The sequence below is a fragment of the Dyadobacter sp. CY343 genome (genome assembly GCF_021390335.1).
Classification (GTDB): Bacteria; Bacteroidota; Bacteroidia; order Cytophagales; family Spirosomataceae; genus Dyadobacter.
In genome coordinates this window covers 95,154-116,372 of sequence record NZ_JAJUXK010000009.1, presented here as the reverse complement: position 1 = coordinate 116,372, position 21,219 = coordinate 95,154, and the positions used below count along the sequence as shown (strand labels likewise).

At 47.0% G+C, this 21,219-nt stretch carries 18 protein-coding genes; 14 read left to right on the top strand and 4 right to left on the bottom strand.

The annotated features are described in order from the left end of the window. Window positions 1-42 precede the first annotated feature (42 nt). Together LZG94_RS24320 and LZG94_RS24315 are read left to right on the top strand one after the other, a co-directional pair. The gene (locus LZG94_RS24320) at window positions 43-1,353 is read left to right on the top strand and encodes a cytochrome ubiquinol oxidase subunit I (protein WP_233794264.1); all 1,311 of its coding nucleotides are present in this window, start codon (window positions 43-45) and stop codon (window positions 1,351-1,353) included. 149 nt (window positions 1,354-1,502) lie between these two features. Beyond that, complete coding sequence (locus tag LZG94_RS24315; RefSeq protein ID WP_233794263.1) at window positions 1,503-2,522, top strand: cytochrome d ubiquinol oxidase subunit II; 1,020 nt, start codon at window positions 1,503-1,505, stop codon at window positions 2,520-2,522. Here LZG94_RS24315 and LZG94_RS24310 read toward each other — a convergent pair. Further along, window positions 2,511-2,759, bottom strand: coding sequence for a hypothetical protein (locus tag LZG94_RS24310; protein WP_233794262.1), 249 nt, complete (start codon window positions 2,757-2,759; stop codon window positions 2,511-2,513). The genes LZG94_RS24315 and LZG94_RS24310 overlap by 12 nt on opposite strands. A 6-nt stretch (window positions 2,760-2,765) precedes the next feature. Continuing rightward, window positions 2,766-4,418 carry a tail fiber domain-containing protein gene (locus tag LZG94_RS24305; RefSeq protein ID WP_233794261.1) on the bottom strand — a complete coding sequence of 551 codons (1,653 nt, stop codon included), beginning with the start codon at window positions 4,416-4,418 and terminating at the stop codon, window positions 2,766-2,768. A gap of 256 nt (window positions 4,419-4,674) precedes the next feature. Between LZG94_RS24305 and LZG94_RS24300 the strand changes: the two genes are divergently transcribed. The 7 genes from LZG94_RS24300 (at window position 4,675) to hslV (ending at window position 13,121) form a co-directional block, all read left to right on the top strand. Beyond that, on the top strand, window positions 4,675-5,424 hold the full coding sequence (locus LZG94_RS24300) for a LytTR family DNA-binding domain-containing protein (protein ID WP_233794260.1): 750 nt from the start codon (window positions 4,675-4,677) through the stop codon (window positions 5,422-5,424). 100 nt (window positions 5,425-5,524) lie between these two features. Continuing rightward, entirely contained in the window at window positions 5,525-6,778 is a 1,254-nt protein-coding gene (gene fucP, locus LZG94_RS24295) for an L-fucose:H+ symporter permease (RefSeq protein WP_233794259.1), read from the top strand. A gap of 37 nt (window positions 6,779-6,815) precedes the next feature. Further along, a complete protein-coding gene (locus LZG94_RS24290) occupies window positions 6,816-7,604 on the top strand; it encodes an SDR family oxidoreductase (RefSeq protein ID WP_233794258.1) in 789 nt (262 codons plus the stop codon). 43 nt (window positions 7,605-7,647) lie between these two features. After that, window positions 7,648-8,661 (top strand): zinc-binding alcohol dehydrogenase family protein, encoded by a 1,014-nt coding sequence (locus LZG94_RS24285; protein WP_233794257.1) that lies wholly within the window; start codon window positions 7,648-7,650, stop codon window positions 8,659-8,661. Between the two features lie 177 nt (window positions 8,662-8,838). Continuing rightward, a complete protein-coding gene (gene lepA, locus LZG94_RS24280) occupies window positions 8,839-10,626 on the top strand; it encodes a translation elongation factor 4 (RefSeq protein WP_215232045.1) in 1,788 nt (595 codons plus the stop codon). A 113-nt stretch (window positions 10,627-10,739) separates the two neighbouring features. Then, on the top strand, window positions 10,740-12,470 hold the full coding sequence (locus LZG94_RS24275; RefSeq protein ID WP_233794256.1) for a pyruvate dehydrogenase complex dihydrolipoamide acetyltransferase: 1,731 nt from the start codon (window positions 10,740-10,742) through the stop codon (window positions 12,468-12,470). Between the two features lie 111 nt (window positions 12,471-12,581). Next, the gene (hslV, locus tag LZG94_RS24270) at window positions 12,582-13,121 is read left to right on the top strand and encodes an ATP-dependent protease subunit HslV (protein WP_233794255.1); all 540 of its coding nucleotides are present in this window, start codon (window positions 12,582-12,584) and stop codon (window positions 13,119-13,121) included. A gap of 168 nt (window positions 13,122-13,289) precedes the next feature. Here the strand turns inward: hslV and LZG94_RS24265 are convergent, their stop codons facing one another. Both LZG94_RS24265 and dacB read right to left on the bottom strand, forming a co-directional pair. Next, complete coding sequence (locus LZG94_RS24265; RefSeq protein WP_233794254.1) at window positions 13,290-14,306, bottom strand: hypothetical protein; 1,017 nt, start codon at window positions 14,304-14,306, stop codon at window positions 13,290-13,292. A gap of 47 nt (window positions 14,307-14,353) precedes the next feature. Continuing rightward, entirely contained in the window at window positions 14,354-15,823 is a 1,470-nt protein-coding gene (gene dacB, locus LZG94_RS24260; protein ID WP_233794253.1) for a D-alanyl-D-alanine carboxypeptidase/D-alanyl-D-alanine-endopeptidase, read from the bottom strand. A gap of 140 nt (window positions 15,824-15,963) precedes the next feature. Here dacB and LZG94_RS24255 point away from each other — a divergent pair, with 140 nt between their 5' ends. Genes LZG94_RS24255 through LZG94_RS24235 form a run of 5 tightly spaced genes read left to right on the top strand, consistent with a single transcriptional unit; the run spans window position 15,964 to window position 21,219 of the window. Next, window positions 15,964-17,382, top strand: a complete 1,419-nt coding sequence (locus LZG94_RS24255; protein ID WP_233794252.1) for an MBL fold metallo-hydrolase RNA specificity domain-containing protein — start codon at window positions 15,964-15,966, stop codon at window positions 17,380-17,382. 31 nt (window positions 17,383-17,413) lie between these two features. Continuing rightward, window positions 17,414-18,367, top strand: a complete 954-nt coding sequence (locus LZG94_RS24250) for an acetyl-CoA carboxylase carboxyltransferase subunit alpha (RefSeq protein WP_233794251.1) — start codon at window positions 17,414-17,416, stop codon at window positions 18,365-18,367. Next, window positions 18,364-18,999, top strand: coding sequence for an HAD family phosphatase (locus tag LZG94_RS24245; RefSeq protein ID WP_233794250.1), 636 nt, complete (start codon window positions 18,364-18,366; stop codon window positions 18,997-18,999). The genes LZG94_RS24250 and LZG94_RS24245 overlap by 4 nt, the downstream gene beginning before the upstream one ends. After that, window positions 18,989-20,188: a site-2 protease family protein gene (locus tag LZG94_RS24240; protein ID WP_233794249.1), complete on the top strand. Its 1,200-nt coding sequence runs from the start codon at window positions 18,989-18,991 to the stop codon at window positions 20,186-20,188. Before LZG94_RS24245 ends, LZG94_RS24240 begins: the two co-directional genes overlap by 11 nt. Then, on the top strand, window positions 20,188-21,219 hold the full coding sequence (locus tag LZG94_RS24235; protein WP_233794248.1) for a phosphotriesterase: 1,032 nt from the start codon (window positions 20,188-20,190) through the stop codon (window positions 21,217-21,219). Before LZG94_RS24240 ends, LZG94_RS24235 begins: the two co-directional genes overlap by 1 nt.

The following is a 21,219-nucleotide window of genomic DNA, read 5'->3' as shown; positions in this document are numbered from 1 at the left end:
AATAGCATTCATTAGTTTTGAACTGCCTTAATTCAACTCCAAATGGACGATTTCATTGCTGCGAGATCCCAAATGGCCCTTTCTCTGGGATTCCATATTATTTTTTCATGTATTGGTATGGTGATGCCGTTTTTTATGGCGGTATCCCATTATTACTGGTTAAAAACCGACCAGATAGTTTACAAGAATGTCACCAAAGCTTGGAGCAAAGGAGTCGCGATTTTCTTTGCGACCGGCGCCGTTTCGGGCACGGTCCTTTCTTTCGAGCTGGGCCTGCTCTGGCCGGAATTCATGAAACATGCCGGACCGATTTTCGGAATGCCGTTTTCTCTTGAAGGAACGGCATTTTTTATTGAAGCGATTGCGCTGGGCTTTTTTCTCTACGGCTGGGATCGGTTCAATAAATGGTTTCATTGGTTTACCGGCGTGATCGTGGGTGTGAGCGGGCTGGCTTCGGGCATTCTCGTAGTCGCTGCAAATGCGTGGATGAACAGCCCGGCTGGTTTTGACTTCGTAGATGGTCAGTATCTCAATATCGATCCTATTGCGGCGATGTTCAACAAGGCTTGGTTTTCACAGGCGCTTCACATGACGATCGCTGCCTTTGTAGCGACCGGTTTTGCGGTTGCGGGCGTGCATGCGTTGATGATCATGCGGGGTCAAAATGTGCTTTTTCATACCAAATCCTTTACGATCGCGGCCATATTCGGTTGCGCCGCTGCTATTCTGCAACCACTGAGCGGCGATATTTCAGCGAAAGATGTGGCTGTGCGGCAACCTGCCAAACTCGCGGCGATGGAAGCACATTTTCATACCGAAAAATCCGCATCGCTGATCCTGGGAGGTATTCCCGACGAAGCAAATAAGGAAGTAAAATACGCGATCAAACTTCCGGGCTTTCTAAGCTTTCTGGCGCATGGAGATTTTGAAACGGAAGTCACCGGACTTGATAAAATCCCAGCCGAGAACCACCCGCCGGTTGCGATCACGCATTATGCGTTTCAGATCATGGTTGGAATGGGAATGGCGATGATGGGGATTTCGCTTGTGTATTTTCTGGCTCTCTGGAAAAAGCGCGACTGGCTGACATCCAAGTGGTTGCTTAAACTTTTCGTATTCGCAACGCCGCTGGGTTTCATCGCTGTGGAAGCAGGCTGGACGGTGACGGAAGTGGGGAGGCAACCGTGGATTATCTACAATGTAATGCGCACGGCCGATGCGGTTACGCCCATGCCCGGCATTGCATATTCATTTTATCTGTTTACCGGCGTCTACATCTCCCTCGCTATTTTCGTAGTCTTTATGCTATACCGCCAGATCAAAATGGTAGGGACGTTGTATGATCGGGAATAGGGAGGAAAGGGAGAAGGGAGGAAGGAGGAAAGGGAGAAGAGAAGTTTATGACTGAACTAACTTACCCGTCCTCCTTCCTCCGTTCCTCCCTCCTCCCAAAAACATTCACCCATTCACTCATCACTTATTCACTTATTCACTCACTGCAAATGCTATACGTCGTCATCACATTTCTCTGGACTTCTATTCTGCTGTATCTGCTGCTGGGCGGGGCGGATTTTGGGGCGGGTATTATTGAATTATTTACTTCGAAAAAGAACAAAGCGGTCACGCGTAGAACGCTGTATTCTGCGATCGGCCCGATCTGGGAGGCTAATCACATGTGGCTGATTATTGCGATTGTGATCTTGTTTGTGGGTTTTCCAGTGATCTATTCCACGATGTCAATCTATCTGCATATTCCATTAACGGTGATGTTAATGGGCATTATTGCGCGGGGTACCGCATTCACTTTCCGGCATTACGACGCGGTAGTGGACGATATGCAGTCTATTTACAATACCATCTTTGCTATTTCAAGCTTCATTACACCTTTGTTTTTAGGTATAATAGCGGGCAGCGCTGTTTCAGGGCATATTGATCCTGAGGCTGACACATTTCTGGAAGCTTATATTTTCAGCTGGCTCAACTGGTTTTCAGTAGCAGTAGGGCTTTTCACCACCGCCATTTGCGGCTTCCTGGCGTCGGTTTATTTGATCGGGGAGGCTGAAAATGATACGGACAGGCTTCGTTTCGCGCACAAAGCGCAGTTTTTCAATATTGCTGCTGTTCTGTGCGGCATTCTTGTTTTCACCGCCGCTTACTTTGAAAAAATTCCTTTGCTGGAATGGGTGTTTGGAAATTGGGTTGGAAGAATCGCGATCATCGCGGCGACACTGTCACTGATATTTATGTGGTACCAGCTTTATCAGGGAAAAATTCGCTTGCTGCGACCGCTGGCGGGTTTTCAGGTAACTATGATTTTGCTGACCACAACATTCCGGCATTTCCCAAATATTGTAATTCTGAAAAACGGGTACTTATCATTAATGGAACACAGCGGGCAGGAAAAAACAATGCAGGCACTTGGAATGGCGCTATTATTGGGCAGCGTATTCATCCTTCCTGCATTGTTTTACCTGATTTACAGTTTTCAAAACAAACCTTATCAGGAGCAATCAGGTCACTGAGATAAAGAGGAGGTAGACGATCACGATCACGGGCAGGCCGCTCACAACGAGCGACCAGCTGAGGTGCTGCTTCTGCATTAAATAATAAGACAGGGCGACCAGGCTAATCAGTAAGAGTACAGGTAACATGACCATCCCTTTTCCGGCTGAGTCCTGTTCGGAGCTCATGGAACTGACTATAAGAAAAACCGCAGCAGTAAGATCGACGATCAGGCACATCCATATTAAGATGTTCATGTAGTGTTATTTAACTGAAATTGAAGGATCTTTTGCCAGACTCGCTTCTATTGCTTCCAACCTTTTTTCCAGGTCGCCAAATTCATTTGCTTTCGAAGTCAGCTTTGCATTTTCATCACTCAACCGGCTGTTCTCCTGCTTCAATTCCTTTACAGCTTCCAGTAAGTGCGGGATTAAACCAATGTAGTTAACGGACTTATAACCTTCCTTATCTGTTTCGACCAGCTCAGGGAAAACCGTTTCAACTTCCTGGGCGATCAAACCCGTTTGTAATGCCTGACTTCTGGTTTTGTCTTTCCATTGGTAATGGTATCCTTTTAAATCATAGAGTTTTCCAAGACTTCCGTTAAGTGGTTTCAGGTATTCTTTCAGTCGGATATCAGAATTTTGCGTAAGAGTGCCCGCTAGCCACGCGCTACCATTTTTGTTCACCTTGAATCGCCATGCCGCACCTTCCTCAAAGTAAAATCCCGCCTCTGAATCATTAACACCTCCAATAAAGCAATATGGAACATTATTTAAATTATCTAAAAATAGCCCCGCAGTGTTAGCTCCTTCATTACTTCTCAACCGAATCCTGCTTCCAACGTCTAGTATGTGTGTTGGCGCTAGTGCATTGTTCCCAATTCCAACATTACCATTGCGTAGGATTGTGAGTGCGTTACTGCGAGCGGCATATGATTTCACATCGCCATTACCTATCTGAAAAAGACGTTGGGTTGGCTTAATTTCATCCTCAACTGCATCCGAAATATCATTGGCGGCTCCCAATACAACACCAAATCTTGAATTGCTTTGGACGTTAAATCCTAATGCTGCTGAATTCGATCCAAAACTCTTAACTTCTGTTCCTATTGCGATCGAGAGATCGCCTATAGCCTTCGCTAAAAACCCAAACGCGATAGATGTTTTTCCAGTAGCCTCTGCACTTTGCCCAAGCGCAATGGCATCATTCCCTGTAGCGGTTGCTTCTGATCCATATGCAAATGAATGACTTTTGCTTGCAATGGCATTTACTCCGCCTGCAAAGGAAAAGTCTCCTATAGTATTGTCGGACCAAACGGTGCTTCCATGCAATCGCCCAAATCGGAAAGCTGCCTTTTTTGGATACCACATCAACCTAACTCTGTTTGGGATCCATTCTAAATTAGATACCTCCGCTCCCTCTTGCAACATACCTTCTTGCACAATCGGATCATCATTCTTCCACCTCCCCGCTTCATCCGCCGTATTCGCATGCTGAGCACTAGCCGCTTCGACAGATTCCGTAGCATGAATAGCATAAGGCACGCTCAATAGCTGCGTTATACCAAAATCTGTATAATTACCGGCACCATCTATGTCCATTTCAACTTGCAGGAAATACTTGCCGGATTTCCAGTCAATGTTGTTCATCTGGCCAGACAGACCTGCGCCTCCGCCTACCTGGATAGTGAAAATACCATTTGCCGTAGTCTTGGCTGTGTGTGTTTCCTGGTAAACCGGGCTGCCTAGTGCAGTTTCCGGACGAATTGAGATGCGGATACTTACATCGCGGCTGGCGACCAATTTGCCTTCCGCATTCCGGGCTACACCCTGAAAACTGAATTTTTCCGGAGCCTGGGCAAATGAGAACTGAGTAAGGAAGAGAAAAGCGAGCAGAATTTGATACATTTTCATAGTTAAGAAATTGAGTGATTCATCAGTAAGTGAATGAATCACAAACATAACCTCCTACGGAAAGGACGACTAGTTCAATTAGCCTGCGGCTAGCCGCGGTGACTAAATGGAAATTAGCGGGGATTTTGAAGCTTCCTTTTAATAATCGGCTTGTACCACTTACACATTAAAACCGACAGATGCGGCTCCCACACTTACCTTGCGGAGAAAACTTAGCAGAAACTACAAGTCCGCAAGTCTAATCCCCTTCCACACTATGATAAAAGTTTTAATAGTTGACGATGAACTGCGTGCGCGTAATGTGCTGCAATACCATATCCGCACATTTGTACCTGAAATATCTGAGATCAGAGAAGCCTGCTCTGTGCAGGAAGCGAAGGAAATTCTGGATTTTTACGCTCCCGACATCGTGTTTCTCGATATTGAAATGCCCAACCAAAACGGGTTCGAGTTATTCGACGCATTCCCTGACCCCGACTTCGACGTCATCTTTACGACTGCTTACAACAAATATGCGATTCAGGCAGTGCAGTTCAGCGCACTAGGCTTTCTGCTAAAACCTCTTGATCCCGACGAACTGATCCGCGTCGTGAAGCGGCACCAGAAAAAGCGCGATTTAAAAAACCAGAAAAGGCAGCTGCACGACAATTTTCTTAGAAAAATTGAAAAGAGAGAAGTGAGGGACTTTCGCCTAGCGGTTCCGTCAAACTCAGGTGTTTTCTTCTTCTCTACACACGAAATCCTGCGCCTCGAAGCGGATCGCAACTACACAATAATACATTTTACAGACAAACGTCCATTTTTAGCCAGCAAAACACTCAAACATTTTGAGCATGTTCTCGAACAGTCCCAGTTTCTGCGCACGCACAAATCACACCTGGTGAACCTCGATCACGTGGTCCGCATCAGTAATAACAGCGAATTTATCATCCTCCGGGACGGCTCGCGGGTGGAAGTATCGCGACGGAAGAAAGACGAGTTGCAATACCTGCTCAATATGAGGTAGCTACCGTTTGGAGGTCGGATTCAGTATAAAAAAAATAAAACACCTTTGAGTTGAATTGTCTTATTTTACACTTATACCTGCATCACTAATTCCGACCTCTATGACCGATCGTAAAACGCGGCTGGCTGTTATTCTTATCACATCGTTATTTTTTCTCTGGGGTTTTGCCCTCAATCTCAATCCGATTCTGATCCCGCATTTAAAGAAAGCCTGCCAGCTCAGCGACTTTGAATCTGCGCTTATTGACTCCGCTTCTTATATTGCCTACTTCCTGATCGCGCTTCCTGCCGGACTATTCATGAAACGATTCGGATATAAAGCTGGAATTACCCTCGGCTTGCTCCTATTTGCATTCGGCACATTCCTATTTTATCCCGCAGCAGAAATGCGGCATTTCGGCTTTTTCCTGATCGCATTGTTCATCATCGCCAGCGGGCTTACCATGCTTGAAACGGCTGCAAATCCCTATATAACTGTGCTCGGCGACCCTGACTCAGCGACGCAGCGGTTGAATTTTGCACAATCTTTTAACGGCCTCGCCGCTTTTCTGGCGCCTTTAATGGGAGGTACATTCATTCTTTCCGGCAAAACGCTTACCGACCAGGAGCAGCTGGCAATGTCGGGTGAAGAACTTGATACTTACCTGAATGCAGAAGCGGCTTCGGTACAGGTACCTTTTATAGTGATCGGTATTGTGGTGCTTTTGGTAGCAATTCTGATCTGGCGCACAACGCTTCCCGAAATAAAAGATGAAGAGGAAACTCCCGGGGCAGTGAGCGGCTCGATTTGGGGTGAAAAAAATCTGCTGCTGGGCACACTAGCCCAATTTTTCTATGTGGGTGCGCAGGTTTGTATCAGCAGCTTTTTCATTCGTTTCGCGGATAAAGTGGCTGGTATTGATGAGAAGACGGCGGCTTACTTGTTATCCGGCGCGTTTCTAAGCTTTATGATCGGCCGGTTTATAGGTACTTATCTGATGCGTTTTGTGGCTCCTCCCCGTCTGCTGGCACTTTATAGCGTGATCAACGTGGTGCTGCTTGCATTGGCGGTGACTACCACGGGTATGGCAGCAGTATATGCGCTCGTCGGCGTTCAGTTCTTCATGTCGATCATGTTCCCGACCATATTTGCATTAAGTATCAGAGGTCTTGGGGAGAAAACCAAAATAGGCTCCTCGCTGGTGATCATGTCCATCGTTGGCGGTGCTTTTTTTCCTGTAATTATGGGTCAGGTGTCGGATATTTCGTCCATACAAACGGCGTATGTGGTACCGGCGGTTTGCTTTCTGGTAGTACTATACTTCGCAATCAGGAACAATAAGATTAAAAAAGTAACGCTGGGCACGGCGCATTAACATTCATCGATTTCGGTTTTATTTCAATTTGAATACCATGGATTTACAGCTTTTTAATAAAATAATCATAGTCACAGGCGGTGCAAAGGGCATTGGCGAAGGTATTGTTCAGGTTTTGGCCAAAGAAGGCGCGATTCCGGTTATTGTGGGCAGAAATGAAAATGATAACCAGAAACTGGTGACCGAGCTGGCTTCAAAAGGCTTTGAATCCTTTCAGGTAGCAGCTGAGCTGACCCGCCCGGAAGAATCCGAAAAGGCAGTTAAAGCAGTGATAGAAAAATACGGAAGAATCGACGGCCTCGTAAACAACGCGGGCGTAAACGATGGCGTAGGTCTGGAAAACGGTGATTATGACGGATTTATCGCCTCACTTCACAAGAATGTAGTGCATTACTATTTAATGGCGCATTACGCTTTACCTGCTTTAAAAGAATCCAAAGGTGCAATTGTAAATATCAGTTCAAAAACGGCGGATACGGGCCAGGGCGGCACTTCGGCTTACGCGGCGGCAAACGGCGGCAGAAATGCATTGACGCGGGAGTGGGCCGTGGAGCTTTTGAAATACGGGATCCGGGTCAATTCGGTGATCGTGGCCGAATGCTGGACGCCACTTTACGAGCGCTGGATAGAAACTTTGCCAAATCCTGCTGAAAAACTACAATCAATCACTGCCCATATTCCGCTGGAAAACCGAATGACAACCTCGGAAGAAATAGCGAATATGACCGTGTTTCTGCTTTCACAACGTTCAAGCCACACCACGGGCCAGCTGATCTATGTAGACGGAGGTTATGTGCATTTGGACCGCGCGCTGGCCAATTCATAATTCAGAGCCGCCATTTTCTCAACGAAAAATTAACGTTACTATAATGAAAACGCTGGTTTGCACCACACCAGGGCAATTTTCTTACGAAGATACCCTCACTCCTGCCAGTCAGGAAGGACATACATTGCTCCGCATCAGGCGCATCGGCATTTGCGGCACCGACCTGCATGCATTTGAAGGTACCCAGCCATTCTTTAATTATCCAAGAATATTGGGTCACGAATTGGCCGGAGAAATTGTGGAAACAGATCGCGGCGATTTTTCCGTAGGCGAAATTGTCACATTTATCCCCTATTTCAACTGTAAAAAGTGCGTCGCCTGCCGGAACGGAAAACCCAATTGCTGCACCAGTTTAAAAGTTTCCGGCGTACATATTGACGGCGGGATGGTGGAGTACCTCTCCGTCCCCTCCTATTCCCTGGTTCACGGCGACGGGCTAAGCTTTGACGAACTTGCATTGGTAGAACCGCTGGCGATCGGCGCACACGGTGTGCGGAGAGCGATGGTTCAAAAAGGCGAAAATGTGCTGGTTGTAGGCGCCGGGCCTATTGGTCTCGGAACTATGGAATTTGCAAGAATAGCGGGCGTCCATGTGATCGCACTGGATATTAACGATTCAAGACTGGCTTTTTGCAAAGAAAAATTGGGCGTAGCACATACTATCAATGCATTGACCGAAAACGTGCCGGCCACGCTCGCCAACCTCACCGACGGTGAAATGCCAACCGTGATCATCGACGCCACCGGCAGTCTGCGTGCGATCAATACTGCATTTACCTACCTTGCCCACGGCGGGAGATATGTACTGGTAGGTTTGCAAAAAGGCGATATTTCATTCAGCCACCCCGAATTTCACAAACGGGAAGCCACATTAATGAGCAGCCGCAATGCAACCCGCGCCGACTTCGAGCACGTAATTGCAAGTATGAAAAGCGGCCTGGTTGACCCAAAAACCTACATTACACATCGGGTGGCTTTCGATCGGGTGAAAGATAGTTTCGAATCCTGGCTCGACCCTGCAAACGGGGTGATCAAAGCGATGGTATCTCTGGACTAACCCTGAATTATACCTGCCGGCAAGGCAGAGACTTATTAAAGCGGGAATTTGGGCATTCTCGCTTTAATAGTTTTAAGATAGCTGAGAAAAGGAGTTGAAATATTAATTACCCTCGTAATTTTGTGGTTGCTTTGAGCCCAAATTGAACTTCAAAGCGTTGGAATAGTAACTATTTTCATGAAGAAAATCCGTAATTTTTGCATTATTGCCCATATTGACCACGGCAAAAGTACATTGGCTGACCGCCTTTTGGAATTTACCAAAACCGTAACCAAGCGCGAAATGCAGGCGCAGCTGCTGGACAATATGGACCTGGAACGCGAGCGAGGAATCACGATCAAGAGCCACGCGATCCAGATGAACTACATTTATGAAGGAGAAGAATACATTCTTAACCTGATCGACACGCCCGGCCACGTCGATTTCTCCTATGAAGTATCCCGCTCGATTGCGGCCTGCGAAGGTGCTTTACTCCTTGTAGACGCTTCGCAAGGCACTGAAGCCCAGACAATTTCAAACTTATATCTTGCGATCAACCACGATCTGGTGATCATTCCGGTATTGAATAAAATTGACCTTCCCGGTGCAAGGCCGGAGGAGATCAAGGATGAGATGGTAGAACTGCTTGACTGCAAGCGCGAGGATATTATCCCGGCAAGCGGCAAGGAAGGAATCGGGATTGAGGCTATTTTAAGTGCGATTATTGAACGCATTCCTGCTCCCGTAGGCGATCCGAAGGCTCCATTGCAGGCGCTGATTTTCGACTCCGTGTTTAACTCTTACCGCGGTATTGAAGTTATTTTCAGGGTTAAAAACGGCAGCATAAGAAAAGGCGACCGCGTCAAGTTTATGGCGACGGGCAAGGAATATATAGCTGATGAAATCGGTACGCTCGGTTTGGCACAAATCCCGAAACAGGTGGTGGAATGCGGCGACGTAGGTTACCTGATATCAGGTATTAAAGTGGCCAAGGAAGTGAAAGTGGGCGATACATTTACCCACATAGACAGACCGGCCAGCGAGGGAATACAAGGCTTTTCTGAGGTAAAACCAATGGTTTTTGCGGGTATTTATCCGGTAGATACCAGCGAATTCGAAGAGCTGCGCGAAGCGATGGAAAAGTTGCAGCTGAACGACGCGGCACTTGTGTGGGAGCCGGAAACTTCGGCGGCACTTGGCTTCGGTTTCCGATGCGGCTTCCTGGGCATGCTGCACATGGAAATTGTACAGGAAAGGCTTGAACGTGAGTTTGACATGACGGTAATTACGACCGTTCCTTCCGTGCAATTCCGTGTTTTGAATACAAAAGACAAACTGATGAATATCAGTGCACCTTCCGAGATGCCTGAGCCTAACTTTATAAAAACGATTGAAGAACCTTATATTAATGCACAGATCATCACGAAATCCGATTACATCGGCCCGATCCTGAATTTGTGTATGGATAAAAGGGGTATACTCAAAAATCAGGTTTATCTTACTTCCGAGCGGGTGGAATTACAATTTCTTATTCCATTGGCAGAAGTTGTTTTCGACTTTTTTGACAAACTTAAAACGATCTCGCGCGGCTATGCTTCGCTGGATTACGAACTGGCTGGTTATCAGGAGTCGGATATGGTGAAACTGGATGTAATGCTCAATGGCGAACCGGTGGATGCATTGTCGGCGATCGTGCACAGGTCGAAATCTTACGAGTGGGGTAAAAAGCTTTGTGAAAAATTGCGTGAACTGATCCCTCGTCAAATGTTCGAAATCGCGATCCAGGCTGCGATCGGTCAGAAAATCATTGCCCGCGAAACGGTGAAAGCAATGCGAAAAGACGTTTTGGCGAAATGCTACGGAGGTGATATTTCCCGTAAAAGGAAACTTCTTGAAAAACAGAAAAAAGGTAAAAAGAGAATGCGTCAGGTAGGAAATGTGGAGATTCCGCAGGAGGCATTTATGGCCGTTTTGAAGATCAATTAAAAAGTCAGGAGTTCATTATTATCTTCAAACCGGGTGCAAAATTGGCCTTTTGTTGTAATTTTGACTAAAATCTAATTTTTAGACCAAGAAACTAAAATACCTTAACAAGCGATATGGCAGAAGTAATTCGTATGCCCAAAATGAGCGACACCATGGAAGAAGGTGTTATCGCAGAATGGCACAAAAAAGTAGGTGATAAAATAAAATCCGGAGATATCCTGGCCGAAGTCGAAACCGATAAAGCCACGATGGAAATGGAGTCTTACTATGACGGTACACTTCTGTATATCGGAGTAAATAAAGGTGATTCAGTGCCTGTTGACGGTGTAATGGCGGTTGTAGGTTCGGAAGGTGAAGATTACAAATCACTGCTTGAAGGAGGTAGCGGCAACGGTGCTGCATCCAACGGAAGTGCCGAGGCAGCTCCCAAAGAAGAGCCTAAGGCAGAAGCTTCTGCTCCTGCGATCGAAACTGCTACTCCCGAACAACCAGCCAGCAAACCTGCTGCTGCTCCGGCAGCCGCTGCTCCGGCAGCTTCCACAGAGAAAATCAATGCAGTGGTGGTTCGTATGCCAAAAATGAGCGATACGATGGAGGAGGGAACTTTGGTTTCCTGGCAGAAAAAAGTAGGTGACAAAGTAAAATCAGGCGATATACTGGCGGAAGTCGAGACCGACAAGGCTACGATGGAGCTGGAAGCATACGAAGACGGTACATTGCTGTACATAGGTATCAAAGAGGGCGAATCTGTGCCTGTTGACGGTATTATCGCAGTAATCGGTGAGGAAGGTGCGAATGCAGAAGCATTGATCGCCCGTGAAAACGGCGAAGCAGCTCCCGAAGCAGCTCCTGCGGCAGAAAGCAAAGAAGCTTCTGCAAGTGATAACGGTGCAGAAAAATCAGTTTCAGTAGCAGATTCAGGGGAACGCATTAAAGCTTCTCCCCTTGCGAAACGTCTGGCAGACGAAAAAGGAATTAACCTGAGCCAGGTAGAAGGCAGCGGTGACTATGGCCGTATCGTGAAACGCGATGTGGACGAATTCAAACCCGCCGCCAAAGCTGCCGCTCCTGAAAAAGCAGCAGAACCTGCCGCAGCTCAGAAACCGGCAGAACAAGCAGCTAGCGCTCCTGCGGCTCCTGCATCCGGCGTGTCGACGCCCGGCGACTTTACAGATACGCCGATCTCGCAAATGCGTAAAACCATTGCACGCAGATTGAGCGAAAGCTTATTCACCGCGCCACATTTCTATGTAACCATGGAAATCGTGATGGACAAAGCAATGACACTTCGTCCGCAATTGAATGAAGTGAGCCCTGCGAAGATCTCATTCAACGATATGGTGATCAAAGCGTGCGCGGTTGCATTGAGACAACATCCTGCTGTGAACTCGGCGTGGCTCGGAGATAAGATCAGAAAATACAATTATGTGAATATAGGTGTGGCTGTGGCGGTAGACGAAGGTTTGCTGGTACCGGTCGTGCGCGATGCTGACAAAAAGACGCTTTCTGCGATTTCTGGCGAAGTAAAAGAATTGGCCGGAAAAGCGAAAGACAAAAAATTGCAGCCGAAAGAATGGGAAGGAAATACATTCTCAGTATCCAATCTGGGTATGTTTGGCGTAGATGAATTCACTGCGATTATTAACCCGCCGGATTCTTGTATCCTGGCTGTGGGTGGTATTAAAAAGGTAGCGGCATTCAAAGAAGACGGAACGGTGTACCCGACCAATATCATGAAAGTGACATTGTCTGCCGATCACCGCGTGGTGGATGGCGCAACTGCTGCCCAATTCCTGCTGACAGTTAAAAAACTGTTGGAAGAGCCGATGAGCATGCTGGTTTAGTGACAATATCAGTGATTGGAAATATTACAAAATGAACAAAGTGTCAGGCTATCCGGTCTGGCACTTTTGTTTTAAACTCGCATTTGATCGAATCAATTCAGCATTTTATTCATGAAAAAAATACACGCGACGACCGTACTTGGAGTACTTCATAATGGAACCGTTTCACTGGGCGCTGACGGCCAGGCGACGATGGGCAATACGGTTGCAAAAGGAAATGTAAAGAAGATCAGGGTATTGCAGGGCGGAAAGATCCTGGCAGGTTTCGCCGGTTCCACGGCCGACGCATTTACATTGATCGAAAGATTTGAAGAAAAACTAAATGCGTACGGCGGCAATATGAAACGCGCCGCTATTGAACTGGCAAAAGACTGGCGCACAGATAGATATCTGAGAAAACTGGAAGCGATGATGATCACCGCCAGCAAAGACGAAATCCTGGTAATATCCGGAACCGGCGATGTATTGGAACCTGAAAATGGGATCGCATCGATCGGCTCGGGAGGTAACTTTGCATTGTCCGCAGCACAGGCATTAAAAAAGCACGCACCGCATTTGACTGCCGAAGAAATGGTAAGGGAAGGTTTGACAGTCGCGGCCGACCTTTGTATTTATACGAATCACAATTTTATGATCGAGGAGGTAAAATGATATCAAGTTATAATGTGCTTTTGTCACCCTGAGCGGAGTCGAAGTGCACGTGCCCTTCGACTCCGCTCAGGGTGACAAGCGACGTGTACGAAGCTTCGGCTGCGCTCAGCTTGACAAAAGGCTACGCTCAGCGTGACAGGGCTGCGCTCAGCGTGACGAATACAACGCCTACCCCCGTAACTTCCTGTAAACCTTCTTAGCTCGGTGAATCCACAGGGTTTCGAATTTATCCAGCTTCCCTTTCACATTCCGCACTTTTGCCAGGAATTTGTATTTACTATCTAGCGCGGCGTCGGTATTGTAGTTTTCTTTGAGATACTGCAATGCATTCGCCTCGCTCAGGTTATAGTTATCCTGCTTGGAATAGGCGTGTATCCCCTGCCCGATCGGGTTGAACTGGGAATGTGAAGCGTAATCTTCCAAAACGAAATGCTGGAACCGAAATCCCTGGTTAACCATCTGATGAAACCAGCCGGTCCCCAGATCCGCGGTGAAGCCCCAGTTTCCTCCAAAACATACATTGTCTCCCTTCGGCAGAGTTTGCTGCCGGTATAGCGCGAGGTTGATCATACAGGCATATTCATTCAGCCTGCATTCGGGCATTGGATGTACGCGTCCTGTTTCAAGTACTTCAATATCCTTTTCTTTCCGAGGGGTATCATAAGCCTGGTGTAAAGCGATCGCTTCGGCTTGCGTGGGAACATATTGCTCGAATTTGGAACCGTGACACAGTTTTGCTGAAAAACCCGGGCAAGACCAGCACTGACCGATCGAGCCCGTTCCGGCTACATTCGGATCCTGGAAAACAGGCAGCATTTCGCCGATCATATCACGGTAAAAAACCATGTCATTGTGCATGATAAACAGGTATTCACTTTCTGCTTTTTCCAGCGCGTACTGATAAGGGATCTGGTAGCGATAAGTGCTATCTCGTTTGGTGCGGTCGTAATCGAGGTAACCCAGCTGGTAGAAAATTTTGGGGTAATACAGGTCGACCGCGATCAGCGGGCTGATCGTTTTGATGACGTGGTACACATCGCCGAACTTGTCGTAAGGCTGTGTCTTTTCAACGGTTATATATATTTTGTTAATGTGCTGCCCGCTGAATTTCAGCAGGGAAAGTATCGAAATAATGGTCTGGTAGGGTTTTCCGTAGTAGATTACACATACGTCAATTTTCTTCATAGCCTGATTTTGCATTGGAAATATCCTGTAAAACTATGCAAGACTTGTCACAATTGTGCCATTAAGCTCATAAGCTTTACAAGCTCGTCGGAAACAATACGCTGACTGCCCGGCATATATTTGTTTGCGATTATCGTAAAACTCATCAAAGTCCCCGCCCTGGAAGTGAAATAACCCGCATAAGCCCGCGTGCCTTCGATAGAACCACTTTTGGCATGCACATTACCCGCCGCCTTTGTTCCTTTTGCCAGATTTCTTACTGTACCATTTTGACCTAAAACCGCAATGCTTTTGTAAAAGTCATCGAAGCTGGCGTCCTTATTCGCGAGATTTAGAATTTCTGTCAAACTGCCTGCTGTAATTGAGCCTGAGGGAGAAAGGCCGCTGCCGTCTTTGATATAAAAACCCCTCAAATCGGCTCCTTTACCCAACCAATAACTCGTTACAGCTTTCGCGGCATTGTCGAAATCGGATTGGCCTGAAAGTCTTTTTCCAGCTTGTTTTAGAAATGTATCGGCGTAAAGATTAATACTCCAAAAGTTCGTTTGCTGACAGAGTTCCCGCAATGCAGGCGATTTATATTCGTCCAATACCTTTCTCTGAATTGCTGCCGGAGGCGCGCCCGAAGCTGGTAGATTTTGGTCATAAATTGACACTGTCGCATTCCCTAAGGCTGTTTTCAATGCAAAAGCTGCATATTCGGCCGGATTTGGAATGGAGCCTTTTACCGAAAATGTCGCCTGCCCGGCCGGTACAGTTCCCGTCAGTACCACGCGGTTTCCGAGCGGACTGCTGTATAGAATCGTTTTGTCACCTGATCCTCTTTCACCCGTCGTAACCTGATTTGTAAAAGTCAGGTAAGGAATCGCGGGCTCAATACCCAGAAAAGTAGCAGGATCACCAGGTTCTACGCCGGGTTTGAATTTGGCGCGGTAGAGGTTTTCGTTGAAATTAAGCCCCTGCACCCCCGCTCCGTAATAATTTCCCATATCTCCCCAGATCCACGTACTCGCTACGGTACTATTGTCAAAAAACGACGCGTCGGGCAGTACTTTTCCTTTAATATGCTTGATACCGGACTTTTTCAGCGCCGCTACCCAGCGATTAATCAGCTCGGCGGATTTCAGAAAGCCTGTGAAACGGTCGCTGCCTAGCGAAGGGTCGCCGGTACCACGAATGTAGAGGTTACCTATTAGGCTATCCCCTTTGACCTGCCCGTCGTGTTCCAGAAAAGTTTGGTATTTAAAATCCCCTCCAAAAACCGCCAGTACAGTCGCTGTGGCAACGAGCTTCAATGTGGAAGCTGAGGGCAGGGATAGCTCCTGGTGCAGGCCAAATACATTCGCTCGTTCTTTTACCGCTTTCACACTGATCGCCAGGGAGCCGCTGCGCATGATCTCACTATTCTGGAACTCCAAAGCTGCGTCGCGCAGGTTATTTAATGCGGTACTGTCAATTTTTTGGGCAAAAAGAGGTTTGCAAAAAAGTATAAGACAGGTAAGCGAAAGCAATTTCATAACGTTATCTAACAGCTGTTGACGTGGCCCTGATGTTTGACCCAAAATCTAAACTAATCAGTAAAGTCCAAATCACAGTCGGTTTTTTGGTACTTTTGTCGGATGCATGAAACCAGTATAGGTTTTCACCCCATTTTTATATGAAATTGACATTTTGGGGAGCTGCACAACAAGTGACCGGTAGCATGTTCCTGTTGGAATCTGATGATTACCGGATTTTGATTGATTGCGGCTCAGACTTTGACTTAGATGAGATTGGCAGAAAAAACAGGTATGAAGAGCAGAAAGGCGTTTTTCCATTCGAGCCAAGCCTGATCAATACAGTACTTTTAACGCACGCCCATATTGATCACTCGGGCAACATTCCTAATTTATATAAGGAAGGATTCGAAGGCAGGGTCGTTTGTACCGAGCCTACGCTCGCATTGACGGCACTATTGCTGAAAGATTCCGCTAATCTGCACCAGAAACGGCTGAATGCGCGCCTTGGATCCAAGAAGCGCGGCAAGAAACAGAAGGAAGTTCCGAAAGACTATTACGTTGAAAAGAATGTACTTGAAGCGATGGACAATTTTGTGCCCGTCTCTTTCGGTCAGCGCTACCGCATTGCCGATAATGTAACTGTTACGTTTTATGCGGCGGGACATTTGCTCGGCGCGGCGCATATTGTAGTAGAAGTATTTGAAAACGGAGAGAAAAAACGGATCTGCTTTTCAGGAGATATTGGCAGGAAAAACTACCCGCTCCTTATTGACCCTCAGGAAGTTCCGCAAGTAGATTACCTGGTTTGCGAATCGACTTACGGAAACCGACTGCACGAAAATACCGCCGAGCCTGTAGAGGCGCTGGCAGATGTGATCAAGCGTACCTGCATTGATATTCCGGGCAGGCTGATCATTCCGTCTTTCAGCGTCGGCCGCACGCAGGCTTTGCTTTACACGCTCAATAAGCTGTACCTCGACAAATCATTTCCATTCATAAAAGTATTCTCAGATAGTCCGCTTGCGCACAGCAGCACGAAAGTTTATCAGAAACACGGACGAATGCTGAATAAGGAGGCACGGAGTTTTCAGGAAGACAACGATATGCTTTTCGATTTTGAAAATCTGATCTACCTGGAAAGTTCTGATGCCAGCCGGGCCGTTTCAAATTATAACGAACCCTGCATTATCATATCTTCTTCGGGAATGGTGCAGGGCGGTCGCGTCGAACAGCATGTGGAGGCTAATATTGGAAATCCCTACGCCACGATCCTAATGATCGGGTATGCTTCGGAGGGCACTTTGGGCTGGCGGTTACTGAACGGACAGGATACAATATCGATACGCGGAAAGCAATTGCCGGTCTTGGCTAATATTGAAAAAATTGACGTATTTAGCGGGCACGGAGATCAGAACGATCTTTTGAAATTTGTGAGAATGCAGGATCCAGAGAAGCTGAAAGGCATTTTCCTGGTCCACGGAGAACAGCAGAGTATGGCTGACCTTCAATCCAAAATTCAAGAATTTGGCTATAATTCGGTAGAAATACCATCCAGGGGAAGAACTTACGAACTCTGAAAACTTCCCCCTCAACGACAAGAACCTACATATGAGAACATACCTGGATTTCGAAAAACCTATGGCCGAGCTAGAACGGAAGCTCGAAGAAATGAAGACATTGGCAAAAGAAAACAATGTAGATTTTTCGGATGCCATTTCTTTGCTGGAAGGCAATATCACAAATCTTCGAAAAGAAATATTTGAAAACCTGACGCGCTGGCAGCGTGTGCAGCTTTCGCGCCACCCTGATCGTCCGTACACGCTTGACTATATCGAGCTGATCTGCGACGAATTTATCGAATTGCACGGTGATCGCCAGGTTCGTGACGATCCGGCTATTATTGGTGGTCTGGCTAATGTCGGCGGACAGTCTTTTATGCTGATTGGTCAGCAGAAAGGCCGTAATACCAAGCAGCGCCAGCACCGGAACTTCGGAATGCCGAACCCGGAAGGTTACCGGAAAGCGTTGCGTCTGATGAAGCTCGCCGAGAAATTCAACAAACCTATTGTAACGCTGATCGACACGCCGGGTGCATTTCCAGGAATGGAAGCCGAAGAGCGCGGACAAGGTGAAGCGATTGCCCGCAACCTGAAAGAAATGTTTATGCTGAAAGTGCCCGTGATCTGTATTGTGATCGGCGAAGGCGCTTCCGGAGGTGCATTGGGTATTGCGATCGGCGACAGGGTATTGATGCTTGAAAACACGTGGTACTCTGTTATTTCGCCTGAAAACTGCTCGGCGATCCTTTGGAGAAGCTGGGATTTTAAGGAGCAGGCGGCTGAGGCGATGAAGATCACGGCGAAAGACATGAAGAAAAACAAGCTCATTGACGGGATCATTTCCGAACCGCTCGGCGGCGCCCACCTGGATCATAACTGGATGGCGGAGGAGCTGAAAAGGGTGATTTTAGAAAATATCAAAGAACTGGCCGCGATCAGCGATCAGGACAGGATTGACCAGCGTATCGACAAATTCTGCGCAATGGGCGTAGTAGTGGAATGAAAAATACCCGAATAAAGAATATCATTTTCGACCTGGGCGATGTCATTTTGAACATTGATGTGCCCGTCGCTTCGCAATCCTTCGCCGAACTGAGCGGCAGGGAGCAGAGTGAAATTCTGGCTATTTTTAATGAAAACGAGATATTCCGCCAGTTTGAAACGGGATCCATGGATGAAGCCGGGTTCCGGAATTTTATCCGGGAAATATTGGAGTTCGATGATCTTTCTGACGAAGCGATTGATACAGCCTGGAATAGCCTGCTGCTGGACCTGCCGCCGGAGAGAGTAGAACTATTGAAAAATCTGGGTACCCAATACCGGTTATTTCTTCTGAGCAATACCAGCTCCATTCATATCACGCAGGTCAACAAAATACTGGAAGCGTCGACCGGAGTTAAGAAATTACAGGACCTGTTCGAAACTGTATTTCTTTCCTACGAAATGGGGGTGATGAAACCTGATCCGCTTATTTACCAGAAAGTACTGGCCCAGGCTGGGATCAAAGCAGAAGAAACCCTTTTCCTGGACGATAATTACGACAACATTCAGGCAGCCGCTAAACTTGGCATTGAAGTTATTCATGTTCAAAAGCCTACCACCATTTTGGAATATCTGAAAGATTATGCAGTCTAGCGCGCGTACTTACCTGATCCAGGGAATTTTATTTGTAGTTACGATCATTACCACGACGCTGGCTGGCGCGGAGTGGATATATGGGAACATCTTCTCTTTTGTGTACAACTTTTACGCGATGCTGGGTGGCGTGGATGCTGCCAGTGCTGCTGAGACGCAGGAAAAACTGTTGGGCTGGCCGCAGTTTATACAAGGTCTGCACTTCTCAATCCCATTTCTTGCTATTCTGACAATCCACGAGTTCGGGCATTACTTCGTGGCCAAAGCGCACCAGGTGAAAGTGACCCTACCCTATTACATTCCGCTGTGGTTTGGGATCCCGCAAAGCATTGGTACCATGGGCGCATTTATCCGCATTAAGTCCGTCGTTACTTCCCGCCTGAAATTCTTCGATATTGGTATTGCCGGCCCGCTGGCTGGTTTTATTGCTGCATTAGCTGTGTTATGGTACGGATTCACGCATTTGCCGCCGGTCGATTACATATTTACAATTCACCCTGAATATGCACGTTACGGATCGAGCTACCCGCAGTTTGTTTACGATAATGCGAGTGGAAACCTCGTTTTAGGTGATAATATCCTTTTCTGGCTTTTCAAAACTTACGTAGCCGATCCAAACCTGCTGCCGCACCCGAATGAAATGGTGCACTACCCTTACATATTTGCGGGTTATCTGGCTCTTTTCTTCACATCACTCAACCTGATTCCGATCGGCCAGCTCGATGGCGGTCATATTCTTTACGGGTTGATTGGCAAGAAAAAATTCAACGTGGTAGCACCCGTGTTATTTGGTTTTTTCGCGTTCTATGCGGGTTTGGGCCTGTTCAAGGCTGAGTCTTTCGCGACTGGAAATGATGGTGCTTTTTATGAACAACTTATTTATCTCGCACTTTACATTTACCTGCTTTATATCTGTTTCAAAAGGGTGAGTGAGAATAACGGCACTGCATTTATGGTCAGTCTGATCATTGTGGTGGCGCAATTTGCGATTTCCTACCTGCGTCCTGATTGGGAAGGTTCCACAGGATTTCTGCCATTTGTATTCATTTTGGGGCGTTTTCTTGGTATCAAGCATCCTGAAACCGAAGAGAACGAGCCGCTTGATACGCCACGCATTATACTTGGCATTTGCGCCCTGATCATCTTTGTAATTTCTTTCAGTCCTAATCCTTTTATTATTGTTGAATAATGGACGCCGGGGCGAAAAATAGAGTCTCCCGCAGGAAATTCCTGAAAGCTGCCGCAGTTGCGCCGCTATTTCTGGCAGACTGGAAGCTGGAAGACACATTCATTAATTCAGTAAATGCAAGGATAAAACCGGCAGACCTCGGAATCACGCTAATCCACGAGCACGTTCTGGTCGATTTTATTGGTGCGGACAAGATCTCGCCCGACCGCTGGAAGCACAAGGATGTCATCAAAAAAGCACTTCCCTATTTGCTAGAAATTAAGAAACGAGGGATCAAAAGTCTGGTTGAATGTACGCCGGCATTTCTCGGGCGGGATGTGAAACTGCTGCAAAAGTTATCTCAACAATCGGGGCTTACGATTATCACCAACACAGGTTACTATGGAGCTTCCGACAATAAATACCTGCCTGCCTGGGCATTTACAGAAAGCGCAGAAGAACTCGCAGCCCGGTGGATCGCAGAGTTTGAAAACGGAATCGAAGGAACGAATGTAAAGCCGGGATTTATCAAAACAGGCGTGAATAGCGGCCCGCTTTCAGCATTGCACCAAAAACTAATTACTGCCGCTGCACTTACCCATTTAAAAACAGGACTGACCATTTGCTCCCACACAGGCCCGGCTCTTCCGGCAAATCAGGAAATCGAGATATTGAAAAAAATGGGCGTCAACCCGAAAGCATTTGTTTGGGTACATGCAAACGGAACCCGCGAGGAGATCGTAAATACAGCAATAAGCGGCTGCTGGGTGAGCCTGGACGGTATTGGTGATGATGACAAGAGCGTCGCCGCTAATGGCGAACTGATTATTTTCCTGAAAAGTAAAGGTCTTCTCAACCAGCTGCTCATTTCCCATGACGCCGGCTGGTACACTCCGGGTGAACCCGACGGGGGCAAATTTCGAGGGTATACCACGATTTCCGACAAGCTGATCCCTTATTTAAAATCGAAAGGTTTTGAAGAAAAAGATCTGAATCAATTAATGGTTCAAAATCCTGCGAATGCATTTACTATCAAAATTCGGAAGCTGTGA

Excerpts from the sequence above, each read along its gene's own strand:
- LZG94_RS24285 (WP_233794257.1), top strand. The coding sequence starts at position 7,648 with ATGAAAACGCTGGTTTGCACCACACCAGGGCAATTTTCTTACGAAGAT.
- LZG94_RS24320 (WP_233794264.1), top strand. The coding sequence starts at position 43 with ATGGACGATTTCATTGCTGCGAGATCCCAAATGGCCCTTTCTCTGGGA.
- LZG94_RS24265 (WP_233794254.1), bottom strand. The coding sequence starts at position 14,306 with ATGAAGAAAATTGACGTATGTGTAATCTACTACGGAAAACCCTACCAG.
- dacB (WP_233794253.1), bottom strand. The coding sequence starts at position 15,823 with ATGAAATTGCTTTCGCTTACCTGTCTTATACTTTTTTGCAAACCTCTT.
- LZG94_RS24275 (WP_233794256.1), top strand. The coding sequence starts at position 10,740 with ATGGCAGAAGTAATTCGTATGCCCAAAATGAGCGACACCATGGAAGAA.
- LZG94_RS24240 (WP_233794249.1), top strand. The coding sequence starts at position 18,989 with ATGCAGTCTAGCGCGCGTACTTACCTGATCCAGGGAATTTTATTTGTA.
- LZG94_RS24290 (WP_233794258.1), top strand. The coding sequence starts at position 6,816 with ATGGATTTACAGCTTTTTAATAAAATAATCATAGTCACAGGCGGTGCA.
- LZG94_RS24305 (WP_233794261.1), bottom strand. The coding sequence starts at position 4,418 with ATGAAAATGTATCAAATTCTGCTCGCTTTTCTCTTCCTTACTCAGTTC.
- LZG94_RS24310 (WP_233794262.1), bottom strand. The coding sequence starts at position 2,759 with ATGAACATCTTAATATGGATGTGCCTGATCGTCGATCTTACTGCTGCG.
- fucP (WP_233794259.1), top strand. The coding sequence starts at position 5,525 with ATGACCGATCGTAAAACGCGGCTGGCTGTTATTCTTATCACATCGTTA.
- lepA (WP_215232045.1), top strand. The coding sequence starts at position 8,839 with ATGAAGAAAATCCGTAATTTTTGCATTATTGCCCATATTGACCACGGC.
- LZG94_RS24250 (WP_233794251.1), top strand. The coding sequence starts at position 17,414 with ATGAGAACATACCTGGATTTCGAAAAACCTATGGCCGAGCTAGAACGG.
- LZG94_RS24315 (WP_233794263.1), top strand. The coding sequence starts at position 1,503 with ATGCTATACGTCGTCATCACATTTCTCTGGACTTCTATTCTGCTGTAT.
- LZG94_RS24300 (WP_233794260.1), top strand. The coding sequence starts at position 4,675 with ATGATAAAAGTTTTAATAGTTGACGATGAACTGCGTGCGCGTAATGTG.
- LZG94_RS24255 (WP_233794252.1), top strand. The coding sequence starts at position 15,964 with ATGAAATTGACATTTTGGGGAGCTGCACAACAAGTGACCGGTAGCATG.
- LZG94_RS24235 (WP_233794248.1), top strand. The coding sequence starts at position 20,188 with ATGGACGCCGGGGCGAAAAATAGAGTCTCCCGCAGGAAATTCCTGAAA.
- hslV (WP_233794255.1), top strand. The coding sequence starts at position 12,582 with ATGAAAAAAATACACGCGACGACCGTACTTGGAGTACTTCATAATGGA.
- LZG94_RS24245 (WP_233794250.1), top strand. The coding sequence starts at position 18,364 with ATGAAAAATACCCGAATAAAGAATATCATTTTCGACCTGGGCGATGTC.